The following is a 23,214-nucleotide window of genomic DNA, read 5'->3' on the forward strand; positions in this document are numbered from 1 at the left end:
CTTCCTCCACGAAGCTTGGCAAGCCTAGCGCGGGCAACCTTTCAGTAAGCTTTCAGCGGAAATTTCGCCGGACGGCGGTGCATTTTTTTCTCACCGCCGCCAGCGCAGGCGGGATCGAGAGACGGAAAATCCGAGACAATGGCCGCCGCCGGCGTTTGCCGGAAGCGGCACGATGGGGCTCTTACTTGGCGTTCTTGACGAACTCCGTCGTATAGGTCTTCGACAGGTCGATCGACTTGCCCTGAACATTCTTGGAGAATTCGGAGAGCACGGCGAGGACGGTCTTCGGCCCATCTTCCGGCATCACGCCGTCGGCCGTAAACATTGCCTTGCCGTTTTCGAGCGCCTTCACGTAGCCCTCCTTGTCGCCGACATAAAAGTCTTTCGGCATCTTGTCTGCGATCTCGGCGGCGGAATGGGTATTGATGAAGTGCAGCGTCTTGACGAAGGCGTTCGCAAGCTTCTGCACTTCCTCTTTGTGATCCGTGACCCACGACTCCTGCATGTAAAGAGACGCGGCAGGATAGGTTCCGCCCAGAGCGGCCCTTGTTCCGTCCATCGTGCGCATGTCGATGAGGACCTTGGCCTCGCCGGTCTTCAGGAGGCGCGAGACCGTCGGCTCGGTGGTCATGCCGGCCTGAATGGCGTCCTGCTGCATGGCGGCGATGAAGGTCTGGCCGGCTCCGACCGGAACGGAGGTGAATTCACCAAGCTTCAAACCGCTTTTGACCGCCAAATATTGGGTCAGGAAGTTGGTGGAGGAACCGAGGCCGGTAACGCCGAGGCTTTTGCCCTTGAAATCGGCAGGCGACTTGATCTCCGGATGCTTGGCTGACACCAGTTCCACTTCGCCGGGGGCCTGGCTGAACTGTACGACGGATTCGACGAATTTACCCTTGCCCTGCAGATCGATGCAGTGATCATAAAAACCGACAACGCCCTGGACCGCGCCGGCAAGCATTTCGTTTTCCGCGTCGACGCCCGCAGGCTCGTTCAGCAGTTCAATATCAAGACCTTCGTCCTTGAAGTAACCGAGAGATTCCGCAAGCTTGGCCGGCAGATAGATCTGGTTTTCATAACCGCCCACCATGATGGAAATCTTGTCGGCGGCGTGAGCCGCCGTGACACCGAGCGAGCTGCCGGCGACAACGAAGGAAAGAGCCGCAGAATAAAGGAACATGCCTGACGAACGCATAAATATCTCCTCCAATAGGATGCCGGGCGCTTGATCGCCACCCGGCATATGCTTCCTCCCGAAGCGGGACAGGCATGCACGAACAACCTTTCAGTGAGCTGAAAGGACGCGGGCGACTTTCTGAGCTCGAAAAGCGTTCCGAGTTCCCAATGCAAATATTTGCGAGTACCGGCGATTTACAATGCTTGTGCGAGTTGCATCATCGGCAATTAAAGCAGGAGTTTGTGGACGTCAGCGGAGTTCTGGTGGATCGTCGTGCCGCCGTGCTTGGACGGCCGGGGCTCGCTGACCCCCCTGCTGTGTTGGCATGGCGGGCCCCGCAAAAATCAAAAATGAAAGCGGAAAAAGGACCCGCTGTTCTTGGTGCAGCGGGCCTAAGACTCCAGCAACTTGTCCGGGCGCGGGCACGACCGGACGATGGGCATTAAGACCATCTAATATAACAGGGTCAAGACGCGATTCCGACCAATTTTGGTTCTGTCGCTCAACCGTGAGTGGATTTGACGCTTGCGTAATACGCTAGAGCGTTGATTTTATAATGAGAAATATAAAAGAGCCCCTCCCCGGAAAATAAACTTTCGAGCAAAAAATTTTTACTATTAGCCTCGCTCGACTCAACCCGTGAATGGGTAATTTCCCTATACACATACTTGAAAAGACTAACGCCACGTGAAGTAAGGAAAGTTCGGTGGAGGAAAATGCGACGCCCAGCGGCCTCTATATTAAGCTCACCGATAGGAGATGGCGTGTGCTAAGCCGGCTGCCGCGCCGGTAGAAAATAGAGCTTCCGTTTAACGTCAGTTATGACGATTGGGGGAACGATCCATGAAAACAATGGCAGCCGCTCTGCTTCCATTTGCAACCATTCTCGCCGATCCGGCTTTGGCGATCTCGCGCTATGATTCACTCGGCCAAACCTGCGCATCGGTGCAGCAGATAATTTCGCGGGAGCACGCAGTGCTGCTGCGTTATCCTTCGAGGAGCGGCAATGTGGTGCTCTATGACCGCTACGTAGCCAGCGATGGGCAGTGCGGAACCGGCCATTATGCTGCGCCCGCAAGCGTACCCACCAAGGATAATCCGATGTGCCGCCTGTACAATTGCAGATCGTCCTCAGTCTTTAATCCACATTGACGCGAAGCTTCTTTTCTGCCGTTTATCTTTCCGACGTTCGAAGAAAAGCTCTGCGTCAGGACTTTTGGTTGAAAATTATCGATATTTAATACACACTGAACGGGCAGATTGGGGACGTGTTCTTGCCTCCTCCCCAGGCATCTGTAAGGTGGCGCCCGCTGGGGTGCCCCCGTTCGAATGAGGAGACTGCGCAGTGAGTGCAAAAGTACCAAACCCGATTGACGCCTATGTGGGCTCACGCGTGCGCATGCGCCGGCTCATGCTCGGCATGAGCCAGGAACGGCTCGCCGAACAGATTGGCGTTACCTTTCAGCAGGTGCAAAAATACGAAAAAGGCACCAATCGCATCGGCGCCAGCCGATTGCAGGCGATCGCAGGGGTTCTGGCTGTCCCTGTCGCTTTCTTCTTTCAGCAGGACAATTCGCAGCCGCTGACGACGGAAGGGCTGGGCGCGATCAGTGGCCTGGAAGATCTGTCCGATTTTCTGACGTCCAAGGAAGGTCTCAGCCTCAACAAGGCCTTCATGAAGATCAACGATCCCAGCGTCCGCCAATCCGTGCTGATGCTCATCAAGTCGCTGGCCAACGCCTCCGAGCCCGCAGCGATGCATGCACCGCCTGCGGCTGAAGTTCCTTTCGGCCTTAGAAACTGATCTCCATGCCTCGCCCTATGAAAAATGGGTGAGGCGCGGATCACGACCGAACGGCAGATTGCTCCCACATCGACGATCGCGGTATCCGCAATCGCAGAATGCGGTTGACCGCGGCGCGTTATTCGAACGCACACGGATGGCTCCAAATTTTGAATTTGGGGCATTTCTCCCGCTTTCATGCGATTCATCCGAAACAAGGATGTTCCAGCGATTGCGATGGGATAGCAGTCATCGTAGTGTGAAATTCACAAATCGTAGATGACACCTGTGATCACACATGATGTTGGTGATCGCAAGCGATACCGGAAAGCGCGGTTTGCGATACCGGACGCTGCTAAATGCAGTGGGGATGTATGGATTTCAGGCTGCTGACATTCGGAGACCTGCGTCTCGTGGACGGAACAGGCTCGACGGTGCCTTTTCCCGAAAAAGGCCTACTGTCGATCTGCTTTCTGCTGACGAGCCCCGCGCAGAAAAAGACCCGTGCGGAGCTTGCGGAATTTCTTTGGGGCGACATTCCCTTAGATAAGGCGCTCGCCAATCTGCGGCAGACCTTGTCGCGGGTCAAAAACCGGCAGGACGAACTCGGAATAGCGCTGCTCGTGATCGAGCAGGCGACCGTCAGCGTCAATGTCCAAGCCTTCACCAGCGATCTTGCGCTGCTGAACGCGGGTTCGCAAACCGATCCCCACACCGCGCTGGAAGAATTGTTGCAACTCGGCCGCTGGGATTTTCTCGCCCGCACCGAAGTCATCGGTGGTCAGGCCCGCATGTGGCTGCACGCACAGCGGGATCGCATCAAGACACAGATGCTCACGACGCTGCGCGATGCCATTGCGGCCATGAGCAAAGATGCCGATCCCACCGTCATCAAGGAGGCGGCGCTGCGGCTCTTCGAGGCTCATCCCGAAGACGAGACGATCTACCAGATACTGGGAGAGACCTATGCCGGCGAACCCCAGCTTGAAAGCGCTCGCCACATTTTCGAGAGCCGCAGAAAATATCGCTGGGGCGAATTGCCCGCCGACCCCGACCCTCAGACCCTCAGCGTTGCGCGGCGCTTGTTCGAACGCCAGCGCAGCGTCGCACCGCAGCTTCGAGAGGTGCCAGGTCCACAGGTGGAAATCGTTCCGCCCGAGCGCCGCGGGCCGCCCAAGCTCGCGCTGCTGCCGCCGGTGAACACGGCCAGTAACCACCAAGCGGCGATCTTTCTCTCATCAGCGCTGCTCGAAGATATCACCGTCGGCCTCTGCGTGCTGAAGACAGTGACTATGGTGGCGCACTACACCGCGGAAAAGATTGCGCTCCACTTCGATCGCGCGGCAATGCTGGACAAATACGGCATCAATTATGTGCTGGACACCAGGCTCAGCTTCGACGGCAGCGTTTACCGGCTTTTCGCGCAGTTAATTTATGCCGGTAGTGACGAAGTCATCTGGGCCGAGCGCTTCAGCATGGAGGCCCAGGATCTGCCGCACCAGCATCGCGAAATCGGCCAACGCGTCGTAGCATCGGTCGCAGGCTATATCGAGCGCAACGAATTTTCCCGCGATTACTTCGAGCGTAACCCGGAAGCCTATCACCAATATCTACTCGGCCAGCGCCACCTGAAGCATCTTGATTTGCCGGACATCCGTCGGGCCCGCAAGGCCTTCCAAGCAGCTCTGAAGGAAAACCCTTATTTCTCGCCTGCGCTGAGCGGCGTGGCCCGCACCTATCACCTCGAATGGCTCGTGACGGCGCAGGGCGACGCAAGGCTGTTGAAGCTTGCCGAGGAAGAGGCCGGCAAGGCAATTGCGACCGGCCAGGATATCGTGGGCGGCTACCATCAATTCGGGGTTGTCAAGCTCTACCAAGGGGCTTTCGATGAAAGTATCGAAACCTTCAAACTCGCGGAAACTATCAGCCCGCACTATGCCGATGTTATTGCGGATTATGCAGACACGCTGATGCATGCTTCGAGACCAGCCGAAGCGCTGGAAAAGGTTGAGCGCGCTATCAAGCTCAACCCGCTGAGCCCAGATCTCTATTTTTGGACTGCCGCCGGGGCCAACTATTGCTTGGAGCGTTACGACGAAGCCAATGCCTATATCGCTCGGATGGCCGAACCCGCCCAGGCAGCACGGCTTGCCGCGGCCAGCGCAGCCATGGCCGGCGACATACGTAAGGCCAAGACATTGGCGCGCAGGGTCAAGGAAACTTATCCGGATTTTGAAATCGATACATGGCTCTCGATCGTTCCCTTTCGGGAGCAATGGCAGAAGGACCTGTATAGGGAAGGACTTAAGCGGGCAGGATTTAGATAACGTCACATCGAAACAGCGCATGGCTTCCAGAAATTCGATCTTGCTCTCGGGACCATGCACAAATGGGGAAAGAAATTAAAAATGGGAAATTTCATAGTTTTCGGTATTCCTGGCGACACTCAACTTTACCTCGCTGATCTCAGCGCGGGAACTGTATCCCCGCTCAATGTACCTGCGGGTAGTGACCTTGGCGTAGCGGATCAACTGCGCAATTCAGGGGCAACAATTACTAAAGGCGTCAACCTTGCCGTTCTCGTCGGCAGTATCGCCAGCGCCGGCTCCGGTAGAATGGATGACACTGCTGCGAGCGGCAGGATGGACGAAAGTCCTGCAAGCGGAAGGATGGATGAAAGTCCCGCAGGTGGCAGAATGGACGAAGGTCCCGCAAGCGGTAGGATGGATGACGATCCTGCCAAGCGATAACTGACGCCACAGTGCTGACAAACGCATCGTTGACAGCGGCATCCCTGTCGGAATTCCTCAACGGAAACTCCGACAGGGAGCGGATCGTCGCTGTCTCATCGCCGTATTCAGACCGTGCCTGTTCTGCCGAGGAAACGTTTCGGCGGATCGAGCCTTGTCTTGCCGCCCACGGCGTCACTCGCCTTGGGCGCCTAACGGGGCTCGACAAGGTCGGCATTCCCGTCTGGCAGGCGGTCAGTCCAAACGCGCACTCGATCGTCATCAACAATGGTAAGGGTATCACCGATCTCGATGCCAAGGTCTCTGCGGCTATGGAGGCATTGGAGCGGACCGTTGCCGGCGTGCCCGCCGTCAAAACCATAATCACCAGCCGCCGAAAATTGATCGCCGATGGACATTGCGCCGATCCTCTGCCCTCGCTGATTGCTAAGGAACAGGCCGATATCGCCGATGACGAGGACACTGCCTGGACCGAAGGTTATGATGTTCTTGCCGGCAGAAAAGCCTGGATTCCCTTCGACGCGGTGACGCTCGACCGCACCGTTCGAAATCCGCGCTTCTGGCAATCCTCCGATGGCCTCGCCTCTGGAAATATATTGGCCGAAGCCATCCTGCACGGCTTGCTCGAACGCATCGAACGCGACGCCGAAGTCCTCTGGGATATTTCCGAGCCGAAGCTGCGCATGGGCGCCTGTGTCGATCCCGCATCGTTCGCCGATCCGGTATTGGACGAATTGATCGCGAAGTTCACCGCTGCCGGGCTGACGTTGCGGCTCTTCGACATCACCAGCAATATCGGCATACCTGTGATCGTGGCTCTCCTCGGTCCCGAAGAAATCGCAGAGGCGCGACATGTCCGCTATCTCGATGTGACTATTGGCAGCGGTGCGCATCCATCGCCGCTAAGGGCGGCGATCCGTGCAGTAACGGAAGCGGCGCAGTCGCGCCTGACCTTCATCAGCGGCGCGCGCGACGATATCCGTCCCGAGAATTTCACCCGCGAATTGCCGAATAGCATCCGCCGTTGCTTCTACGCGGTTCCGAAAACTACTGTCAAACCGCATGAAACCCTACCGCACGGCGCCGAGGCGCTCGTGCACCTGACTATCGACCGACTTCGCCAGGCAGGCATCACGTCCGCTATTGCCGTTTCCCTTGCCGACCCGTCGCTTCCCTTTGCGGTCGCCAAGCTTATCGTGCCGCAACTGGAAAATCCGGCTGGGGACCGCAAGCGCCGCTTTGGCTACCGCGCCATCTCGAAAACGTTGCAACTGCTATGAAGATCCTATTCGTCGGCCCCACGCTTCCCGATGCCGCCGAGATCGTCGATCCCGCTATCACCCTGCGCCCGCCGGCAAAGCAGGGCGATATCGTCGGCGCCATGGAAGAGGGAGCCAACGTCATCGGCCTGATCGACGGGCTTTTCGAAAATGTCGCGCCCGTGTGGCACAAGGAAATCCTCTTTGCCCTGTCGAAGGGCGTCCGCGTCTATGGCGCCGCGAGCATGGGCGCGCTGCGCGCTGCCGAATGCGCCGCTTTTGGCATGGTCGGCATCGGCCGCATTTTTGAGGCCTATGCCTCCGGTGCGGTTGCAGACGACTCCGCCGTGGCGCAGATCCATGGCCCGGCCGAGCTCGGACACCTTCCGCTCAGCGAACCGCTGGTCAACGTGCAGGCAACGTTGCGCGCCTTGGCTGAAACCGGAGCGATCAGCAAAGCCGAACAGGCGGCACTGCAGACGCGCGCCGAAACCATGTTCTTCAAATCGCTGACCTATCGCTCCCTGGCGCAAACCGCTGACCTTCCGGATCCGGCGCGCCGGCCAGTAATTTTCGATCTGCTGCGCGCCAATGCGGTCAACCAGAAGCGCATCGATGGCCTGGAATTGCTGCGTGTGATTTCCGACTGCCCGGACGAACGGCAGCAACCGCCGCGCGATTGGACCTTCAAGGCCAACAGTTTATGGCGCTTCGCCTTCCACCGCCTTGAAATTGCACCGTAAAAACCGTGTGCAATCTCACCTCGTGTCACGCTGTATGTCACGCGCCAAGACGTGCGACTTGGGTTAACGTCTGCTCATGTTCCTGGCGATGAGTATCTAGTTCTCCAGGAACTGGGTCAAAGGGGCGTGAAATGACAGCAATACTTCCTATCGAAATGGCACACCACGATTCGGATTCACTGAAAGAACTGGCGTCTATCGCACGGTTGATCACCTATGCGCGCCAGAGCGCCAAGAGCATGAATGCCGAATTCCCGGTCTGGTGCCTTGATCTTGCACTCGGTGCCGTATTGCAGGAAATGTATGCAAACGGACTGCAGATGCCGCTTTTCGAAGAAGGTGTAGACAAAGTGAATAGGGCTGTTGCACATTAGAGCGGCTGAGCGCTTCACGGAAATCGCTGAATCGCTCTGTTCTGACTCTTTACGCAATTCCGGACGGAAAGCCGTTGCACACTTTCCTGGAATTGCTCGAAGCACAGTTTCTCGGATTTCTGGCGGGGGGCCGGAGAAAGATGCCGGTATGGTTCTTCGGAGCCATGCCGGCATTGCTCTTTTGGCTAGAGCGTGATCTCGAAACGAGCATGGCTGCTATCACGACCCAATTCTACCGCAGCTTCCGATGCGGCTGCACACCCGCCACGAAAATTGCGATGCATTGACGTAAGTGCCGCAGACGGGTTTCGCGGTCGGGCCAGTCGTTCAGCTTGCCGGGATGCGAGATCATCGCGCCGAAGATCATGTTCATCAGCATGCGCGCACCGCTAATGGCATCGTCAATTTCGATCAGACCGCGTTTCTGCTGCAGGCCGAGCCAATCGGCCAGCATTTGCCGCGACTGTTCGGCGCCGTGCGTGCGCAACAGTGACGCCATTTCGGGGAACTGCTGCGCTTCGTTCACGGCAAAGTGAATGAAGGCCTCCCGCTCCCGCTCCGCCGCCTCATCGATATCGATCATGAAAATCTGTTCCAGCGCCTTATCGAGCGGCAGATCTTCCTCGGGATCGCGTGGCAGGGCCAGCATCGAGGCGCGATGCTCGGCGATAATCGCCATGAAAAGCTCGGTTTTGCTCGAAAACAAGCGATAGAGGGTCTGCTTGGAGATCCTGCATCGCGCCGCGACGAGGTCCATGGTCGTGCCGCCATAGCCGAGCTCATGAAATGTCGCGCGGGCCTCCGCAACGATCTCCGCCCGCTTTGCATCGTCACTCGCCGTCTTCGGACGGCCGCGCGGGCGACGAGCGGCAACTTGATCTGCGTCCCTTCTTCTCGCCTCTGTCCGCGCTTCCATCTTAACCTCAAAAAAGCCAAATGAGATTGACATTTATAGCAATGCCAATATTTTCCGTACTAATTGGTACTGTAATTAAGACAATGGGAAATAGCAACGTGGGAAAGCTCGCCTCTTCTACCCGTGTATTCGTACGTCCGGCGGCATCCGAACGCCTCCCAGCCACACGGATCTCCCTGATCGCGGTGGGCATCGCTGCTACATTGCTGCTCGCCGGCTGCAACGAGCAGAAGGCTGCTCAAAACAATGCGCCGGCCGTCAAGACCGAGGTCAGCGCCGTGACGCTGCATCCGCAATCGGTTGCGATCACCGCCGAGCTGCCGGGCCGCACCAGCGCCTATCTTATTGCCGAAGTCAGGCCGCAGGTGGGCGGCATCATTCGCAGCCGCAATTTCAAGGAAGGCAGCGAAGTCAAGGCGGGCGACGTGCTCTACGAAATCGACCCCGCCACCTATCAGGCTGCCTATGACAGCGCCGCCGCCGCTCTGCAGAAGGCAGAAGGCGCCGTGCCGAGCGCACAGGCCAAGATGGACCGTTACAAGGGCTTGAGCGCCCAGAACGCCGTCAGCCAGCAGGACTACGACACTGCGCAGGCCGCCCTCGTCCAGGCGCAGGCCGATGTCGCCTCCGCCAAGGCCGCGCTGGAGACCGCACGCATCAATCTCGATTACACGAAACTGCGCGCGCCGATCGGCGGCCGCGTCGATGCCTCGACGGTGACCGTCGGGGCGCTCGTCACCGCCGACCAGACGACGGCGCTCACCACGATCCGCCAACTCGATCCGATGAATGTCGACGTCACGCAGTCAAGCACCAACCTGCTCGAATTCCGCCGCGCCGTCGAGGAAGGCCGGCTGAAGACCAACGGCGAAAACGTCTCGGTTCACCTGACGCTGGAAGACGGTACCGACTACAAGGAGACCGGCAAGCTCGAATTTGCGGAAGCCTCGGTTGCCGAGACCGTCGGGACGATCACCGTGCGCGCCGTCTTCCCCAATCCGGATCGCGTGTTGCTGCCCGGCATGTATGTTCGCGCCAGCATCGAGGAAGGGGTCGCCGAAAACAGCTATCTCCTGCCGCAGCGCGCCGTCTTCCGCAACACCAAGGGCGAACCGACGGCTATGTTCGTGACCGCCGACAACAAGGTGCAGCAGCGCGTGCTGAAAGTGCAGCGAAGCATCGGCAATAGCTGGCTGGTGAACGAAGGCATGCAGGATGGCGACCGTCTGGTCGTGGAGGGCAGCCAGCGCATCCGGGACGGCCAGGACGTCAATGTCGCCGCCGTCACGATCGACGACGCGACCGGCGAAGTGAAGCAGGTCGCCGGAGATCCGGCTGAACAGGCCAAGCTGGAAAAGACCGATACCCAGGCCGCCCCTGGCGCCCAGAAGTGAGGTGAGCGATGTCGCGTTTTTTCATCGACAGGCCGATTTTTGCCTGGGTCATCGCCATCGTCATCATGCTGGCGGGGGCGCTGTCGATCCTGACGTTGTCGATCTCGCAATATCCGCAGATCGCACCGACGACGGTGAGCATCAACGCCACCTATCCCGGCGCCGATGCCGCAACCGTCGAGAATTCGGTGACCAAGGTCATCGAGCAGGGCATGACCGGGATCGACAATCTCGACTACATGACGTCGACCTCGACCTCGACGGGCCAGGCATCCATCTCGCTGACCTTCACCAACAAGGCCGATTCCGACGTCGCGCAGATGCAGGTGCAGAACAAGCTGCAGCTCGTCACCGCGCAATTGCCGCAAACGGTGCAGTCGACGGGTATCACCGTTTCCAAGTCGACATCGAACTTCCTGATGGTCGTGGGCTTCGTATCCACGGACGGCAAACTGAATTCGAACGACCTTGCCGACTATGTGTCGAGCACGCTGAATGATACGTTGAAGCGCATCGAAGGCGTCGGCAACACCCAGATTTTCGGCTCAGGCTATGCGATGCGCATCTGGGTCGATCCGGACAAGCTCGCCAAATACCAGTTGATGGTCAGCGACGTCACCAACGCGATTCAGGCGCAGAATTCGCAGGTCTCGGCCGGCCAGCTCGGTGCATTGCCGCAGCGCAAAGGCCAGCAGCTCAACGCGACGGTCACGGCCAAGAGCCGCCTGCAGACACCCGAGCAGTTCAACAACATCATCCTGAAGAGCCAGTCCGATGGCTCGCTCGTCCGCCTCAACGATGTCGCGACGGTCGAACTCGGAGCGGAAAGCTATACCACGTCGAGCACCTATAACGGCCATCCTTCGGCCGGTCTCGCCGTCATGCTCGCCTCCGGTGCCAATGCCATCAACACCGCCGAGGCGGTGAGATCGACCATCGACAGCTTAAGGCAGACCCTGCCGCCGAATGTCGAAATCGTCTATCCCTACGACACGACGCCCTTCGTCAAACTGTCGATCGAAGATGTGGTCAAGACGCTGTTCGAAGCTATCGTGCTCGTCTTCATCGTCATGTTCGTCTTCCTGCAGAACATCCGCGCCACCCTGATCCCGACGCTCGCCGTACCCGTCGTGCTGCTCGGCACCTTCGGCGTGCTGTCGCTGTTTGGCTATTCGATCAATACATTGACGATGTTCGGCATGGTGCTGGCGATCGGCCTCCTTGTCGACGATGCGATCGTCGTTGTCGAAAATGTCGAGCGCGTGATGGAGGAAGAAGGGCTTTCACCGCGCGAGGCGACGATCAAATCGATGCAAGAAATCACCGGCGCGCTGATCGGCATTGCGACGGTTCTTTCTGCCGTGTTCATCCCGATGGCCTTCTTCTCCGGCTCTGTCGGCGTTATCTACCGCCAGTTCTCGGTGACGATCGTCTCGGCGATGATCCTGTCTGTTATCGTCGCGCTGATCCTCACGCCGGCGCTCTGCGCCACCATTCTCAAGAGGCCAGAACACGGCTCCAAGCAGCGCGGCGTCTTCGGCTGGTTCAACCGCAATTTCGAGCGCGCTACGCTTCGCTACCAAAGCGGCATCCACGGCATGATCCGCCGCGCGGCCGTCTTCCTGCTGTTGTTCGTGTTGATCGGCGGCGCCGTCGGCTATCTATTCAACCGCCTGCCGAGCTCGTTCCTGCCGGATGAGGACCAGGGCATTCTTTTGACCGCGATTCAGCTTCCGCCGGGCGCTACGGAATCCCGCACCTGGTCCGTGCTTAACCAGGTGAAGGATTATTATCTCAATAACGAGAAAGACTATGTCGAAGGCGCATTCGCGGTTGCCGGTTTCGGTTTCAGCGGTCAGGGCCAGAATGTCGGCATCGTTTTCGTCAGGTTGAAGGATTTTGATCTGCGCAAGACGCCACAGTCGAAGGCGCAAGCGATCGCGGGCCGCGCCATGGGCGCCTTCTCGAAGATCAAGGATGGCAGCGTTTTCGCATTGGCGCCGCCCGCCATTCCCGGCTTCGGCAGTTCCAGCGGCTTCGATTTCTTCATCAAGGATATCAACGGCGCAGGCCACGCCGCGCTGATCGCCGCCCGCAACCAGTTGCTCGGCGCTGCAGCGCAGAACAAGAAGCTCTTCGGCACCCGCCCGAATGGCCAGGAAGACACGCCGCAATATTCTCTGAATATCGATCAGGAAAAGGCGAGCGCGCTGAACATCACGCTCTCCGACATCGACACGACGCTGTCGACCGCCTGGGGCGGCACCTATGTCAACGACTTCATCGACCGCGGTCGCGTCAAGAAGGTCTATGTCCAGGCGGATAAGAAGTTCCGCATGCAGCCGGAGGATTTCGGCCGCTGGTATGTGCGCAATTCCGATGGCGCCATGGTGCCGTTCTCCGCCTTCTCCAAGGGTGAATGGACCTACGGCTCGCCGCGTCTCGAACGCTATAACGGCTCGTCCGCCGTCGAAATCCAGGGTGCCGCCGCCCCGGGTGTCTCGTCCGGCGACGCCATGAACCAGATCGACCAGATCATGGCGAGCCTGCCGCCGGGCTTCAGGCACGAATGGACCAGCCTCTCGGCCCAGGAAAAGCTTTCCGGCAATCAGGCGACCCAACTCTATGCCATCTCCATCCTGGTGGTCTTCCTGGCGCTAGCGGCGCTCTATGAAAGCTGGTCGATCCCGCTCGCCGTCATGCTGTCGGTGCCGATCGGCATCTTCGGCGCCCTTCTCGCCGCCACCATTTTCGGTCAGTCGAACGACGTCTATTTCAAGGTCGGCCTGCTGACGACGATCGGTCTGGCGGCCAAAAACGCCATCCTGATCGTCGAATTCGCGATCGAGCAACAGGCAAACGGCAAGGATCTGATCCCGGCGACGTTGGAGGCGGCCCGTCAGCGTCTTCGACCGATCCTGATGACCTCGCTCGCCTTCATCCTCGGCGTCATGCCGCTGGCAATCGCCAACGGCGCGGGCTCCGGCAGCCAGAACTCGATCGGCATCGGTGTCATGGGCGGCATGATTTCAGCGACCGTGCTCGGCATCTTCTTCATCCCCTTGCTCTTCGTCTCCGTGCGTCGCATCTTCAAGGGCGGGAAACGGCCGACCAGTGCCACGGCATCGGAGCCAACCCCGGACACGGCGCATTGAGAAGCGCCACCTGAAGGCAGTTTAAGGGAGGAGAATGCGGTGATCAGGGCTTTGATGATAGAGGCGGAAAACGTGACGCGCTTTCACGATGTTGCGGAGGCGCCGCTTGCCGCCTGTCAGGTCCGCGTTGGCATCCGCCACATCGGGCTTTGCGGCAGCGATCTCAACACTTTCAAGGGCCTCAACCCGCTGGTGAAGCTGCCGCGTATTCCCGGCCATGAAATCGGCGGCGAAATTCTCGCCGTCGGCTCCGGTGTCGATCGCGCCTATGCGCCCGGCCGCCGCGTCATCGTCATGCCCTATACCAATTGCGGCGAGTGCACCTCCTGCCGGAAGGGCCGGCTCAACGCCTGCCGCTATAACAAGACGCTCGGCGTGCAACAGGATGGCGGCCTGGCCGAAGAGATCGTGCTGCCGGCTGAAAAGCTGATCCTCAACGATACACTGCCGCCGCACCATCTCGCCCTGGTCGAGCCGCTATCGGTCGGCTTTCATGCAGTCGAACGTGGCCGGGTCGCGAAAGGCGACCGCGTCGTCGTCCTTGGTTGCGGCATGATCGGCATGGGAGTCCTGATCGCCGCCGTCGCCCGCGGCGCCGAGGTCATCGCCGTCGATCTCAGCGAGGAAAAGCGCGCGCTCGCCCGGCAATTCGGCGCCATCGAAGCGATCGATGCCGGCAGTGAGGATGTCGTCGCGAGAGTCAGCGAACTGACGGGCGATGACGGCGTGGATGTCGCTTTCGAGGCCGTCGGCCTGCCCGCCACCTTCACCCAGGCCATCGATCTCGCCTGCTTCGGCGGTCGTGTCGTTTATGTCGGCTATTCCAAGGCGCCAGTCACCTACCAGACGCAGTTCTTCAACCTGAAGGAACTCGACATCATGGGTTCCCGCAACGCCTTGATTCGCGATTTTCAAAACGTCATCAGCCATCTCGAGGAGATCGGCGACAAAGCGGACGCGCTGATCTCGAAGATCTTTCCTTTTGAAGAAGCCGAAAAAGCGCTGCCCTATTGGGACAGCCACCGCAATGCGCTGAAGATCGTGATCGAGCGCGGCGCCTAGAGTATCTTGTCGAGGGCGAACTCCCGTTTGAAAACTCTGCCATCAATGATTAATATGCAATCGTTGATGACTGGAGAAGTCTTTTGGCGAGTATGACGATTCGCAATATCGATGATCACCTGAAGGCGCGACTGCGTGTTCGCGCGGCTGCACATGGGCGATCGATGGAAGATGAGGCACGGGACATCTTGCGGGCCGCATTGTCGACCGAGGAAAAGCGACAGCCTAATTTGGCGGAGACAATCCGACGTCGTATGGCTGCCACCGGTGGCGTCGTATTGGAGATCGCGCCACGTGAACCGATGCGACCGATCGACCTTGATCCATGATCATTCTCGACACCAATGTCCTTTCCGAACTACTGGCGCCATCGCCATCGCCAGCCGTTGAAGCGTGGCTCGCCTCCCAGCCTCCCCTATCCGTCTTTACGACGGCAACGACACAAGCGGAAATCCTCTACGGCCTCAGGCTCTTGCCCGCCGGCCGACGCCGCAGCCAATTGGAGGCTGCCATTCTCCCAATATTCGAAGAGGATTTTGCCGGAAGAATTCTACCGTTCGACAGCGAAGCAGCGGACGTTTACTCCGTGATTGCAACATCGCGACGTCAGGTCGGCAAGCCAATCAGCCAGTTCGATGCTCAGATCGCAGCAATCGCGGCATCCCGCGGCGCAGCGCTGGCGACACGCAACGCGTCGGATTTTCTGGACACCGGAATTGCAATCGTCAATCCATGGGACCATCGCGACTGATCCGCCCATTACGCACTCACACCGATGTCGAGGATATCGGCGCCTCCACTTGCTCCTTCGTCGACCACCTGCTGTGCAGCTTGGCCAGCATCAGGTAGATGATCGGCGTCGTATAAAGCGTCAGCACCTGCGAGACGATCAGGCCGCCGACGATGGTAATGCCGAGGGGGCGGCGGAGTTCTGCGCCGGGGCCGGTGGCGATGATCAGCGGGATGGCGCCCATCAGAGCGGCGAGCGTTGTCATCAGGATCGGACGGAAGCGTTTCAGGCAGGCTTCATAGATCGCCTCTTCCGATGGCAGGCCGAGCTTGCGTTCGCCCTGCAGCGCGAAATCCACCATCATGATGCCGTTCTTCTTGACGATGCCGATCAGAAGGATAATGCCGATGAAGGCGATGATCGTCAGTTCCGTGCCGCTGATGACCAGCGCCAGCAGCGCGCCGAGACCGGCCGATGGCAGCGTCGAGATGATCGTCAGCGGATGCGCCAGGCTCTCGTAGAGAATCCCAAGCACGATATAGACCGTCAGCAGTGCCGCCAAAAGCAACAAAGGCTGGCTGCTCGTAGATTGCGTGATACTGGCCGCGTCGCCGGCAAAATCCGCATGCAGCGTATCCGGCAGATGCATTTGCAGCACCGCTTGTTGAATGGCATCGTTTGCAGCTTCGAGCGTCGTATTGAGCGCCAGATTGTAGGAGATGGTCACGGACGGGTATTGCCCCTGGTGATTGACCACCAGCGGTGCGAGCGTCCGGTCGACCGAGGCCACGGCACTCAGCGGAACCTGGATGCCGCCTGATGCCGGCACATAAAGCTTGGAGATATCATTGGGATCGCGGGCATAGCTGGGATCGGCCTCCAGCACGACGCGATATTGATTGCGCTGCGTATAGATGGTCGACACCTGCCGCTGCGCGAAGGCATTGTTGAGCGCTGCATCGATCGACTGGATGCTGACGCCGAGTCGCGAGGCTTCGCCGCGATTGATATTGACCGTCGCCTGCAAGCCGTTCGGCTGCCGGTCGGTGGCGACATCGGTCAGCCCCGGCAGCGTTTGCATACGTGCGAGCACTTTCGGCGCCCAATCCACCAGCTCGTCGTAATTCGCACCCCAGAGCGTGAACTGATATTGCGACTGCGATTGGCGGCCGCCGGCACGGATATCGCCCGGCGAAAACAGGAATGTACTGAGACCGGGAATGGCCATCAGTTGCTTGCGCAGCCGGTCGATCACCTCGGCCGTCGAGACGCGCTCCGATGCCGGTTTCAGCGAGATGAACAATTGCCCGCGATTGACCGAACTGGTAAAACCGCCACCGCCGACGGACGAACCGACACCGGAGACGGCGGGATCTTTGGCCACCATATTGGCCGCCTGCTGCTGTAGCTTGACCATGGCGGGATAGGAAATATCCGTCGCCGCCTGCGTGCCCCCCTGGATGAAGCCGGTATCATCCTGCGGGATGAAGCCCTTCGGCACTTTGATATAGAGATAGACGGACATGACGACGCAAGCGAGGATGACGAGGACGGAAAGCACGCGATGATGCAGCACCGCCTTCAGTGTCCGGCCGTAGAAACTGGTGATTGCGCTGAGCGTTCCTTCGACGATCCGGCCGAACAAGCCCGGTCGCGCCTCCATGTCGCGCGCCCGCAGCCGATGGCCGCAGATCATCGGCGTCAGCGTCAAGGAAACCAGGGTCGAGAAGACGATGGTGAAGCCGAGCGTCAGCGAGAAAGTCTGGAAGAAACGGCCGACGATGCCGCCCATGAAGAACAGGGGAATGAAGGCGGCAAGCAATGAGAGGCTAATCGAAACGACGGTGAAGCCGATCTGCTTTGCGCCTTCGAGTGCGGCCCGCATCGGCTTCATGCCGGTTTCGAGATTGGCATAGATGTTCTCGATCATCACGATGGCGTCGTCGACAACGAAGCCGACGGACACGGCGAGCGCCATCAGCGACAGATTGTCGATCGACAGCCCAAAAAGCCACATGGCGGCAAAGGTGCCGCAGAGCGACAATGGTACGGTGACCCCGGCTGCGAAGGTCGTCGTCGCCCGCCGCAGGAAGACGAAGACCACGGCCATGACCAGGCAGATGGTGGCCAGCAGCGTCCATTGCATGTCGGTAACGCTGGCATGGATCGTCGTGGTGCGGTCCGAGAGAATCGCGATGCGGACACCGGCCGGTATGAGGCTCTGCAATTCGGGGATCAGCGCCTTGACGCCATCGACCGTGGCAATGACGTTGGCGTCCGCTTCCTTGGTGATGTTGAGTAGCACGGCCGGCTTGCCGTCATACCAGGCATCCGAGCGGCTGTTGCGCACGCCGGGCTCGACCGTGGCGACATCGGAAAGGCGAACGGCGGTGCCGTCGCCGCTTTGCACGATGATCCGGCCGTAATCCTCCGGCGTCCGCAGTTGCCCATTCATGGAAATCGAAAAGGCGGCGCTGTTGCCATCGATCGAGCCGATGGGACCGAGCACATTGGCATTGACGATTGCCGTGCGGATGCTGTCGAGCGACAGGCCCATCGCGGAGAGCCTGTCGGGATCGAGCCTGACGCGCACGGCCGGCTGGTCGGCGCCGCTGACGGTGACGCCGCCGACGCCGTCCACCTGCGAGATGCGCTGCACCACCACGGTATCGGCTGCGTCATAGATGGCACTCGGCGACACATTGTCCGATGTCAGCGCCAGGATCAGCACGGGCGCCGCCGCCGGGTTGATCTTTCGGAACGACGGCAAGGTTGGCAGATCGCCGGGCAGATCGGTCGCGGCCGCATTCAGCGCTGCCTGCACGTCCTGCGCCGCACCGTCGACGCTGCGCGACAGATCGAATTGCGCGACGATGCTGCTCGATCCGAGCGAGCTGACCGAGGTCAACTGCGTGATGCCGGCGATGGTGCCGAGATGCCGTTCGAGAGGAGCTGCGACGCTTGCCGCCATGCTGGCTGGGTCGGCGCCTGGGCGGCTGGCGGAAACGACGATCGTCGGCAGATCGACGGTCGGCAGGCTTGCCACCGGCAGGAAACGATAGGACACCATGCCGAGGATCATCAACCCGATCGCCAGAAGCGTCGTCCCGACAGGACGTTTGATGAACGGCTCGGAGAGGTTCATGTCCTGCCACCCGCAACTTCGTCCAGTTCCGCAGCCGGCGCGCCGGTCGGCCGTCCGACGATCCGAGCACGCAGGTTTTCGAAAGCGAGATAGATCACCGGCGTCGTATAGAGCGTCAGAAGCTGGGAAAGCACCAGGCCGCCGATGATGGTGATGCCGAGCGGGATGCGCAGCTCAGCGCCGGTGCCCTGCGCCAACGCCAACGGCAGCGCGCCGAAGAGAGCGGCGAGCGTCGTCATCATGATCGGGCGGAAACGCAGGATCGAGGCTTTCAGGATCGCCTCGCGCGGCGCCAGCCCCTCCTTGCGTTCGGCCTCCAGCGCGAAGTCGATCATCATGATCGCGTTCTTCTTGACGATACCCATCAGCAGCACGATGCCGATCAGCGCGATGACCGACAGATCCTGGCCGAACAGCATCAGCGCCAGGAGCGCGCCGACGCCCGCCGACGGCAGGGTCGACAGGATCGTCACCGGATGCACGGCGCTCTCATAGAGCAGGCCGAGGACGATATAGATCGTCACGACAGCCGCCAGGATCAGCCATGGCTCACCCGCAAGCGAGGAAGCGAACTCCTCGGCATCGCCGGAATAATTGCGCTGGATCGTATTTGGCATGCCGATATCGTGCTCCGCCGCCTGGATCTCGGTAACGGCCTCGCTGAGCGACGCGCCGTTGGCGAGATCGAAACTGAGAGTCACGGCCGGGAACTGTTCGTCATGGCTGATGACCAACGGCGCCGTCATGAACGAAGCCGTCGTAAAGGCATTGAGCGGCACCTGCGTATCACTGGCGCCTGCGACATAGAGCTTGTCCAGCGATTTCGGGTCCGACTGATATTGCGGCGCGGCCTCGAGGATGACGCGGTACTGATTGGCCTGACCATAGATCGTTGCGATCTGCCGCTGGCCGAACGCATCGTTCAGCGTGTCGCTGACAGCCTGCATCGAGACACCCAATCGCGAGGCCGTTTCGCGGTCGACATTGACGAAGATGCGCCCGCCGCCCATCTCGACCTCAGAGGCGACGTCGATCAGCTTCGGGCTCTGCTGCAGCCGCTGCGCCAGTTTCTCCGCCCACTCCACCACGGTCGCCGTGTCCGTACCGGTCAGCGTATATTGATAGGGCGCGCGGCTGACGCGCGTGCTGATCGAGATGCCGCGCACGCTCTGGAAGGTCACGTGAATGCCCGGCAGATCGGCCATTTCACCACGCATGCGGTCGATGATTTCGGCCGCCGACGACGCGCGCTCGCTCCTAGGCTTCAATATGAGGCTGAGATTGCCGGTGTTGAGCGTCAGATTGCTGGCGCTGGTGCCGATGACCGAGACAACGCCTTTTACGTCCGGATCGCGACGAAGCCGCTCGGCCACCGTTTCCTGCGTCTGCTTCATCGCTTCGAAGGAGGTGGTGGGTTCCGTTTCGACGACGGCGGTGATCAGCCCGGTGTCCTGCGCCGGTAGAAAGCCTTTCGGGACGATGACATAAAGCGCGATCGTCGCGGCAAGCGTCACCACCGTGATCAGCAGCATGAGCGCGCTGCGATCCACCGCCCAGACGAGGCTGCGGCGATAGCCTTCGATCAACCGTTCCATGGCGTGATCGGCGCCGGCCAGCAAACCGCGCCGATGCTCCTTCGGTCTGCGCAGAATGCGGGCGCACATCATGGGCGTCAAAGTCAGCGAAATCACCGCCGAGACCACCACGGCGATGGTCAGCGTCAGCGCGAACTCGCGGAACATGCGCCCGACGATGCCCGTCATGAACAGCAGCGGAATGAAGACGGCGATCAGCGAGAAGGTCAGCGAGATGATCGTGAAACCAATCTCGCCAGCGCCCTTCAGCGCCGCCTGCATCGGTTTCTCGCCCTCTTCGATATGGCGGGCGATGTTCTCGATCATCACGATGGCGTCGTCGACGACGAAGCCGGTGCCGATGGTGAGCGCCATCAGCGATAGATTGTCGAGGCTGAAGCCCGCGAACCACATGACGCCAAAGGTCGCGATCAGCGATAGCGGCAAGGCAATGCCGGCGATGAAGGTCGCCGTCACCGTCCGCAGGAACAACAGAACGACCAGGATAACCAGGCCGATACTGACAACCAGCGTCCATTGCACATCATGGATAGACGCCCGGATCGTCTCGGTGCGGTCGTTGACGATGTCGAGCGAAATCCCGGCTGGCAGCGCCTGCTTCAGCCGCGGAAGCTGCTTCAGCACGCTTTCGACCGTCTGGATGACATTGGCACCCGGCTGGCGCATGATGTCGAGAATGACCGCGGGCTGACCCTGATACCAGGCGCCGACGCGGTTGTTCTCCAGCCCTTCGACGACAGTGGCGACATCCTTCAACTGGACCGGCGCATTGTTGCGATAGGCGACGATGACGGATTTGTAGATATTGGGATCGACGATCTGGTCGTTGGCGGCGAGCGTGAAGCTCTGCTGCGTGCCATCGAGCGCCCCCTTGGCGCCCGCAACGCTGGCATTGGTGATCGCCGTGCGCAGATCCTCGAGTGCCAGACCATAGGAGGCAAGCCGCGGAAGGTCGGCCTGGATGCGGATTGCCGGCTTGACGCCGCCCTGGATGTTGACGTCGCCAACCCCTGAGACTTCGCTCAGCCGTTGCGCCATCATCGTATCGGCGAAATCGCTGAGTTCGCGGATCGAATAGCTGTTGGAGCGCAACGCCAGTGTGACGATCGGCGTATCGGCCGGGTTCACTTTCGAATAGGTCGGCGGATAGGGCAGCGTGCGTGGCAATGTCGAGCCGGCGGCATTGATCGCCGCCTGAACGTCCTGGGCCGCGCCGTCAATATCGCGGCCGAGATCGAATTGCAGGGTGATCTGGCTGATGCCGAAGGCGCTCGAAGAGGTCATCGACGCCAGCGATGGTATCTGCCCGAGCGGCCGCTCCAGCGGCGCGGTCACCAGCGCCGCCATCGTATCGGGATCGGCGCCCGGCAATTGCGTCGTCACGCGGATGGTCGGAAAATCCACCTGCGGCAGCGGCGCCACCGGGAGGAAGAGATAGCCGAGAATGCCGCCCAGCAGCACCGCGACCCCGAGAAGCGAGGTGGCGACCGGCCTGGAGATGAAGAGCGACGAGACGTTCATTGCTGTTGCGTTGACGTAGCGGGTGGATTGGTGGAAGCGGCATCGCCCCCGCCGCTATTGGCGTTGGGGTTGGCGTCATTGCCGCCCGCGCCATCCGTATTCTGCCTGCGGTGGCCACCATTCCCGCCACCCTGGCCGCTATGCTGGCGATGCGGCCGCTGGCCATCGCTGGCCGCATTGCCGCTGGTTTGAGCCTGATTGGGTTGGGCTGCGTTTTCGGCAACCGGCTGCCCATCGACCTCGGGCGTTGTTGCACCCGGTGCGGCCGCGCCGGCACCTGCGGAGACCTGCACTTTCGAACCGTCCTGCAGCCGCGCAAAGCCCGTCGTGACCACCTTGTCGCCGGGGGCTACGCCTTCGGCGATGACAGCCTGTACATCGTCCTGCTGGCGCACCGTTACCGGCTTCATCGAAACCGTTTGATCCTGCCGGACGATATAGACAAACGTGCCGTTCGGGCCGCGCTGCACGGCCGCGGTCGGAATGACCGTCACGCCCTTCAGCGTCTCGACCAGCAGGCGCGCGTTGACGAAGGCGCCGGGCCACAGCGCCAGCTTGTCGTTCGGGAAATTGGCTTTCAGCTTCACCGTGCCGGTGGTCGGATCGACCTGATTGTCGACCACCGCCAGCGTGCCGTTGTCGATCACGGTTTGACCATTGCTTGCGATCGCCTGGACGGCCAGTGTACCCGTCGCGCTTGCCGCGTTGACGCGTGCAAGCTGCTGCTGCGGAATGGAGAACAGCACGGAAATCGGCTTGATCTGCGACAACGTCACGATGCCCGTCGCATCCGACGAGCTGACGAGATTGCCGACATCGACATTGCGGATGCCGGTACGCCCATCGATCGGCGCTTCGATCGTCGTATAGTCGAGCGTCGCCCGTGCGCTTTCGATGGCTGCCTGGTCAGACTGGATCTGCGCCGTATATTGCGCCACAAGGGATGTCTGGGTATCGACCTGCTGCTGCGTGCCCGAAGCGCTCTGCACCATGCGTTGAAAACGCTCGAGATCGCGTTTCGCACCGGCCAGCAATGCCTCGTCCTGCGCCTTCTTGGCGATCGCCTGATCGAGCTGGGCCTTATAGACGGCATCGTCGATGCGGGCGATGACATCGCCCTTCTTGATGTCCTGGCCTTCCTCAAAACCGATTTCGACGATCTTGCCGCTGACCTGGGCGCGCACCGTCACGGTATTCAGCGCCTTCACCGAACCGACACCGTCGATATAAACCGGCACATCGGCGGATTTCGCATCTGCCGCCAGCACCGGAACCGGGCCGGTGAATTGCGAAAGGCTGCCGCGCCGCCGACCGCCGCCTTGGCCAAAACCCTGGCCCTGATTGCCACGGCGCCCGCCCTCAGCCTGTTCGCCGGGAGCCGCCGCGCTCTGGTAGCCGAGCAGGCGCTCGGCGCTGCCAAGCCAGCGATCACGCGTCACATAGGCGCCATAAGCCACCGCGCCAATCACTGCTACCGACATCAGGACCCGAAATGTCCGAGCCATCAACACACCTTCCTTCACAGCTCCGGCTTCAATGGTCTGCCGGTGCGATATAGGCGCGACTTTAACTTGCAGCTCGTCGCGAAGGAATTTGGTAAGGCCATTAAA

The 23,214-nt window shown here is 60.2% G+C and carries 17 protein-coding genes; 12 read left to right on the forward strand and 5 right to left on the reverse strand.

The window, feature by feature from the left end:
- Nucleotides 1-181: 181 nt before the first annotated feature.
- Nucleotides 182-1,195 (reverse strand): ABC transporter substrate-binding protein, encoded by a 1,014-nt coding sequence (locus QDY28_RS08950; RefSeq protein WP_331381345.1) that lies wholly within the window; start codon nt 1,193-1,195, stop codon nt 182-184.
- 825 nt (nt 1,196-2,020) lie between these two features.
- Here QDY28_RS08950 and QDY28_RS08955 point away from each other — a divergent pair.
- From QDY28_RS08955 to QDY28_RS08985, 7 genes are all read left to right on the forward strand, one after another.
- Nucleotides 2,021-2,329: a hypothetical protein gene (locus QDY28_RS08955; RefSeq protein ID WP_331381346.1), complete on the forward strand. Its 309-nt coding sequence runs from the start codon at nt 2,021-2,023 to the stop codon at nt 2,327-2,329.
- A gap of 193 nt (nt 2,330-2,522) precedes the next feature.
- Nucleotides 2,523-2,981, forward strand: a complete 459-nt coding sequence (locus QDY28_RS08960) for a helix-turn-helix domain-containing protein (protein WP_028751430.1) — start codon at nt 2,523-2,525, stop codon at nt 2,979-2,981.
- Between the two features lie 338 nt (nt 2,982-3,319).
- Nucleotides 3,320-5,287, forward strand: coding sequence for a DNA-binding protein (locus tag QDY28_RS08965; RefSeq protein WP_331381347.1), 1,968 nt, complete (start codon nt 3,320-3,322; stop codon nt 5,285-5,287).
- An 81-nt stretch (nt 5,288-5,368) separates the two neighbouring features.
- On the forward strand, nt 5,369-5,710 hold the full coding sequence (locus tag QDY28_RS30980) for a hypothetical protein (RefSeq protein ID WP_442967495.1): 342 nt from the start codon (nt 5,369-5,371) through the stop codon (nt 5,708-5,710).
- Nucleotides 5,711-5,793: 83 nt separating this feature from the next.
- Nucleotides 5,794-6,990, forward strand: a complete 1,197-nt coding sequence (locus QDY28_RS08975; protein WP_442967499.1) for a YcaO-like family protein — start codon at nt 5,794-5,796, stop codon at nt 6,988-6,990.
- Nucleotides 6,987-7,712 carry a TfuA-like protein gene (locus QDY28_RS08980; RefSeq protein ID WP_331381348.1) on the forward strand — a complete coding sequence of 242 codons (726 nt, stop codon included), beginning with the start codon at nt 6,987-6,989 and terminating at the stop codon, nt 7,710-7,712. The genes QDY28_RS08975 and QDY28_RS08980 overlap by 4 nt, the downstream gene beginning before the upstream one ends.
- A gap of 131 nt (nt 7,713-7,843) precedes the next feature.
- Nucleotides 7,844-8,086 (forward strand): hypothetical protein, encoded by a 243-nt coding sequence (locus QDY28_RS08985; protein WP_104824725.1) that lies wholly within the window; start codon nt 7,844-7,846, stop codon nt 8,084-8,086.
- Between the two features lie 232 nt (nt 8,087-8,318).
- Here the strand turns inward: QDY28_RS08985 and QDY28_RS08990 are convergent, their stop codons facing one another.
- Nucleotides 8,319-9,002, reverse strand: a complete 684-nt coding sequence (locus tag QDY28_RS08990; protein WP_331381349.1) for a TetR/AcrR family transcriptional regulator — start codon at nt 9,000-9,002, stop codon at nt 8,319-8,321.
- A 98-nt stretch (nt 9,003-9,100) separates the two neighbouring features.
- Between QDY28_RS08990 and QDY28_RS08995 the strand changes: the two genes are divergently transcribed.
- From QDY28_RS08995 to QDY28_RS09015, 5 genes are all read left to right on the forward strand, one after another.
- Entirely contained in the window at nt 9,101-10,396 is a 1,296-nt protein-coding gene (locus tag QDY28_RS08995) for an efflux RND transporter periplasmic adaptor subunit (RefSeq protein ID WP_331381350.1), read from the forward strand.
- A gap of 8 nt (nt 10,397-10,404) precedes the next feature.
- Nucleotides 10,405-13,551 (forward strand): efflux RND transporter permease subunit, encoded by a 3,147-nt coding sequence (locus QDY28_RS09000; RefSeq protein ID WP_331381351.1) that lies wholly within the window; start codon nt 10,405-10,407, stop codon nt 13,549-13,551.
- Nucleotides 13,552-13,590: 39 nt separating this feature from the next.
- Nucleotides 13,591-14,613, forward strand: a complete 1,023-nt coding sequence (locus QDY28_RS09005) for a zinc-binding alcohol dehydrogenase family protein (protein ID WP_331381352.1) — start codon at nt 13,591-13,593, stop codon at nt 14,611-14,613.
- Nucleotides 14,614-14,696: 83 nt separating this feature from the next.
- On the forward strand, nt 14,697-14,942 hold the full coding sequence (locus tag QDY28_RS09010; protein WP_331381353.1) for a FitA-like ribbon-helix-helix domain-containing protein: 246 nt from the start codon (nt 14,697-14,699) through the stop codon (nt 14,940-14,942).
- Nucleotides 14,939-15,364 carry a type II toxin-antitoxin system VapC family toxin gene (locus QDY28_RS09015; protein ID WP_331381354.1) on the forward strand — a complete coding sequence of 142 codons (426 nt, stop codon included), beginning with the start codon at nt 14,939-14,941 and terminating at the stop codon, nt 15,362-15,364. The genes QDY28_RS09010 and QDY28_RS09015 overlap by 4 nt, the downstream gene beginning before the upstream one ends.
- Before the next feature lie 16 nt (nt 15,365-15,380).
- Here QDY28_RS09015 and QDY28_RS09020 read toward each other — a convergent pair whose 3' ends face one another.
- From QDY28_RS09020 to QDY28_RS09030, 3 genes are read right to left on the reverse strand one after another with little or no spacing between them, the layout of a single operon-like run.
- Nucleotides 15,381-18,488: an efflux RND transporter permease subunit gene (locus QDY28_RS09020; RefSeq protein WP_331381355.1), complete on the reverse strand. Its 3,108-nt coding sequence runs from the start codon at nt 18,486-18,488 to the stop codon at nt 15,381-15,383.
- Nucleotides 18,485-21,604: an efflux RND transporter permease subunit gene (locus QDY28_RS09025; protein WP_331381356.1), complete on the reverse strand. Its 3,120-nt coding sequence runs from the start codon at nt 21,602-21,604 to the stop codon at nt 18,485-18,487. The genes QDY28_RS09020 and QDY28_RS09025 overlap by 4 nt, the downstream gene beginning before the upstream one ends.
- Nucleotides 21,601-23,109 (reverse strand): efflux RND transporter periplasmic adaptor subunit, encoded by a 1,509-nt coding sequence (locus QDY28_RS09030; RefSeq protein ID WP_331381357.1) that lies wholly within the window; start codon nt 23,107-23,109, stop codon nt 21,601-21,603. The genes QDY28_RS09025 and QDY28_RS09030 overlap by 4 nt, the downstream gene beginning before the upstream one ends.
- Nucleotides 23,110-23,214: the final 105 nt, after the last annotated feature.

Source organism: Rhizobium sp. BR 362 (assembly GCF_036528765.1).
Lineage (GTDB): Bacteria > Pseudomonadota > Alphaproteobacteria > Rhizobiales > Rhizobiaceae > Rhizobium.

Excerpts from the sequence above, each read along its gene's own strand:
- QDY28_RS08950 (WP_331381345.1), bottom strand. The coding sequence starts at position 1,195 with ATGCGTTCGTCAGGCATGTTCCTTTATTCTGCGGCTCTTTCCTTCGTT.
- QDY28_RS08955 (WP_331381346.1), top strand. The coding sequence starts at position 2,021 with ATGAAAACAATGGCAGCCGCTCTGCTTCCATTTGCAACCATTCTCGCC.
- QDY28_RS08965 (WP_331381347.1), top strand. The coding sequence starts at position 3,320 with ATGCAGTGGGGATGTATGGATTTCAGGCTGCTGACATTCGGAGACCTG.
- QDY28_RS30980 (WP_442967495.1), top strand. The coding sequence starts at position 5,369 with ATGGGAAATTTCATAGTTTTCGGTATTCCTGGCGACACTCAACTTTAC.
- QDY28_RS08980 (WP_331381348.1), top strand. The coding sequence starts at position 6,987 with ATGAAGATCCTATTCGTCGGCCCCACGCTTCCCGATGCCGCCGAGATC.
- QDY28_RS08985 (WP_104824725.1), top strand. The coding sequence starts at position 7,844 with ATGACAGCAATACTTCCTATCGAAATGGCACACCACGATTCGGATTCA.
- QDY28_RS08990 (WP_331381349.1), bottom strand. The coding sequence starts at position 9,002 with ATGGAAGCGCGGACAGAGGCGAGAAGAAGGGACGCAGATCAAGTTGCC.
- QDY28_RS09000 (WP_331381351.1), top strand. The coding sequence starts at position 10,405 with ATGTCGCGTTTTTTCATCGACAGGCCGATTTTTGCCTGGGTCATCGCC.
- QDY28_RS09015 (WP_331381354.1), top strand. The coding sequence starts at position 14,939 with ATGATCATTCTCGACACCAATGTCCTTTCCGAACTACTGGCGCCATCG.
- QDY28_RS09020 (WP_331381355.1), bottom strand. The coding sequence starts at position 18,488 with ATGAACCTCTCCGAGCCGTTCATCAAACGTCCTGTCGGGACGACGCTT.
- QDY28_RS09025 (WP_331381356.1), bottom strand. The coding sequence starts at position 21,604 with ATGAACGTCTCGTCGCTCTTCATCTCCAGGCCGGTCGCCACCTCGCTT.
- QDY28_RS09030 (WP_331381357.1), bottom strand. The coding sequence starts at position 23,109 with ATGGCTCGGACATTTCGGGTCCTGATGTCGGTAGCAGTGATTGGCGCG.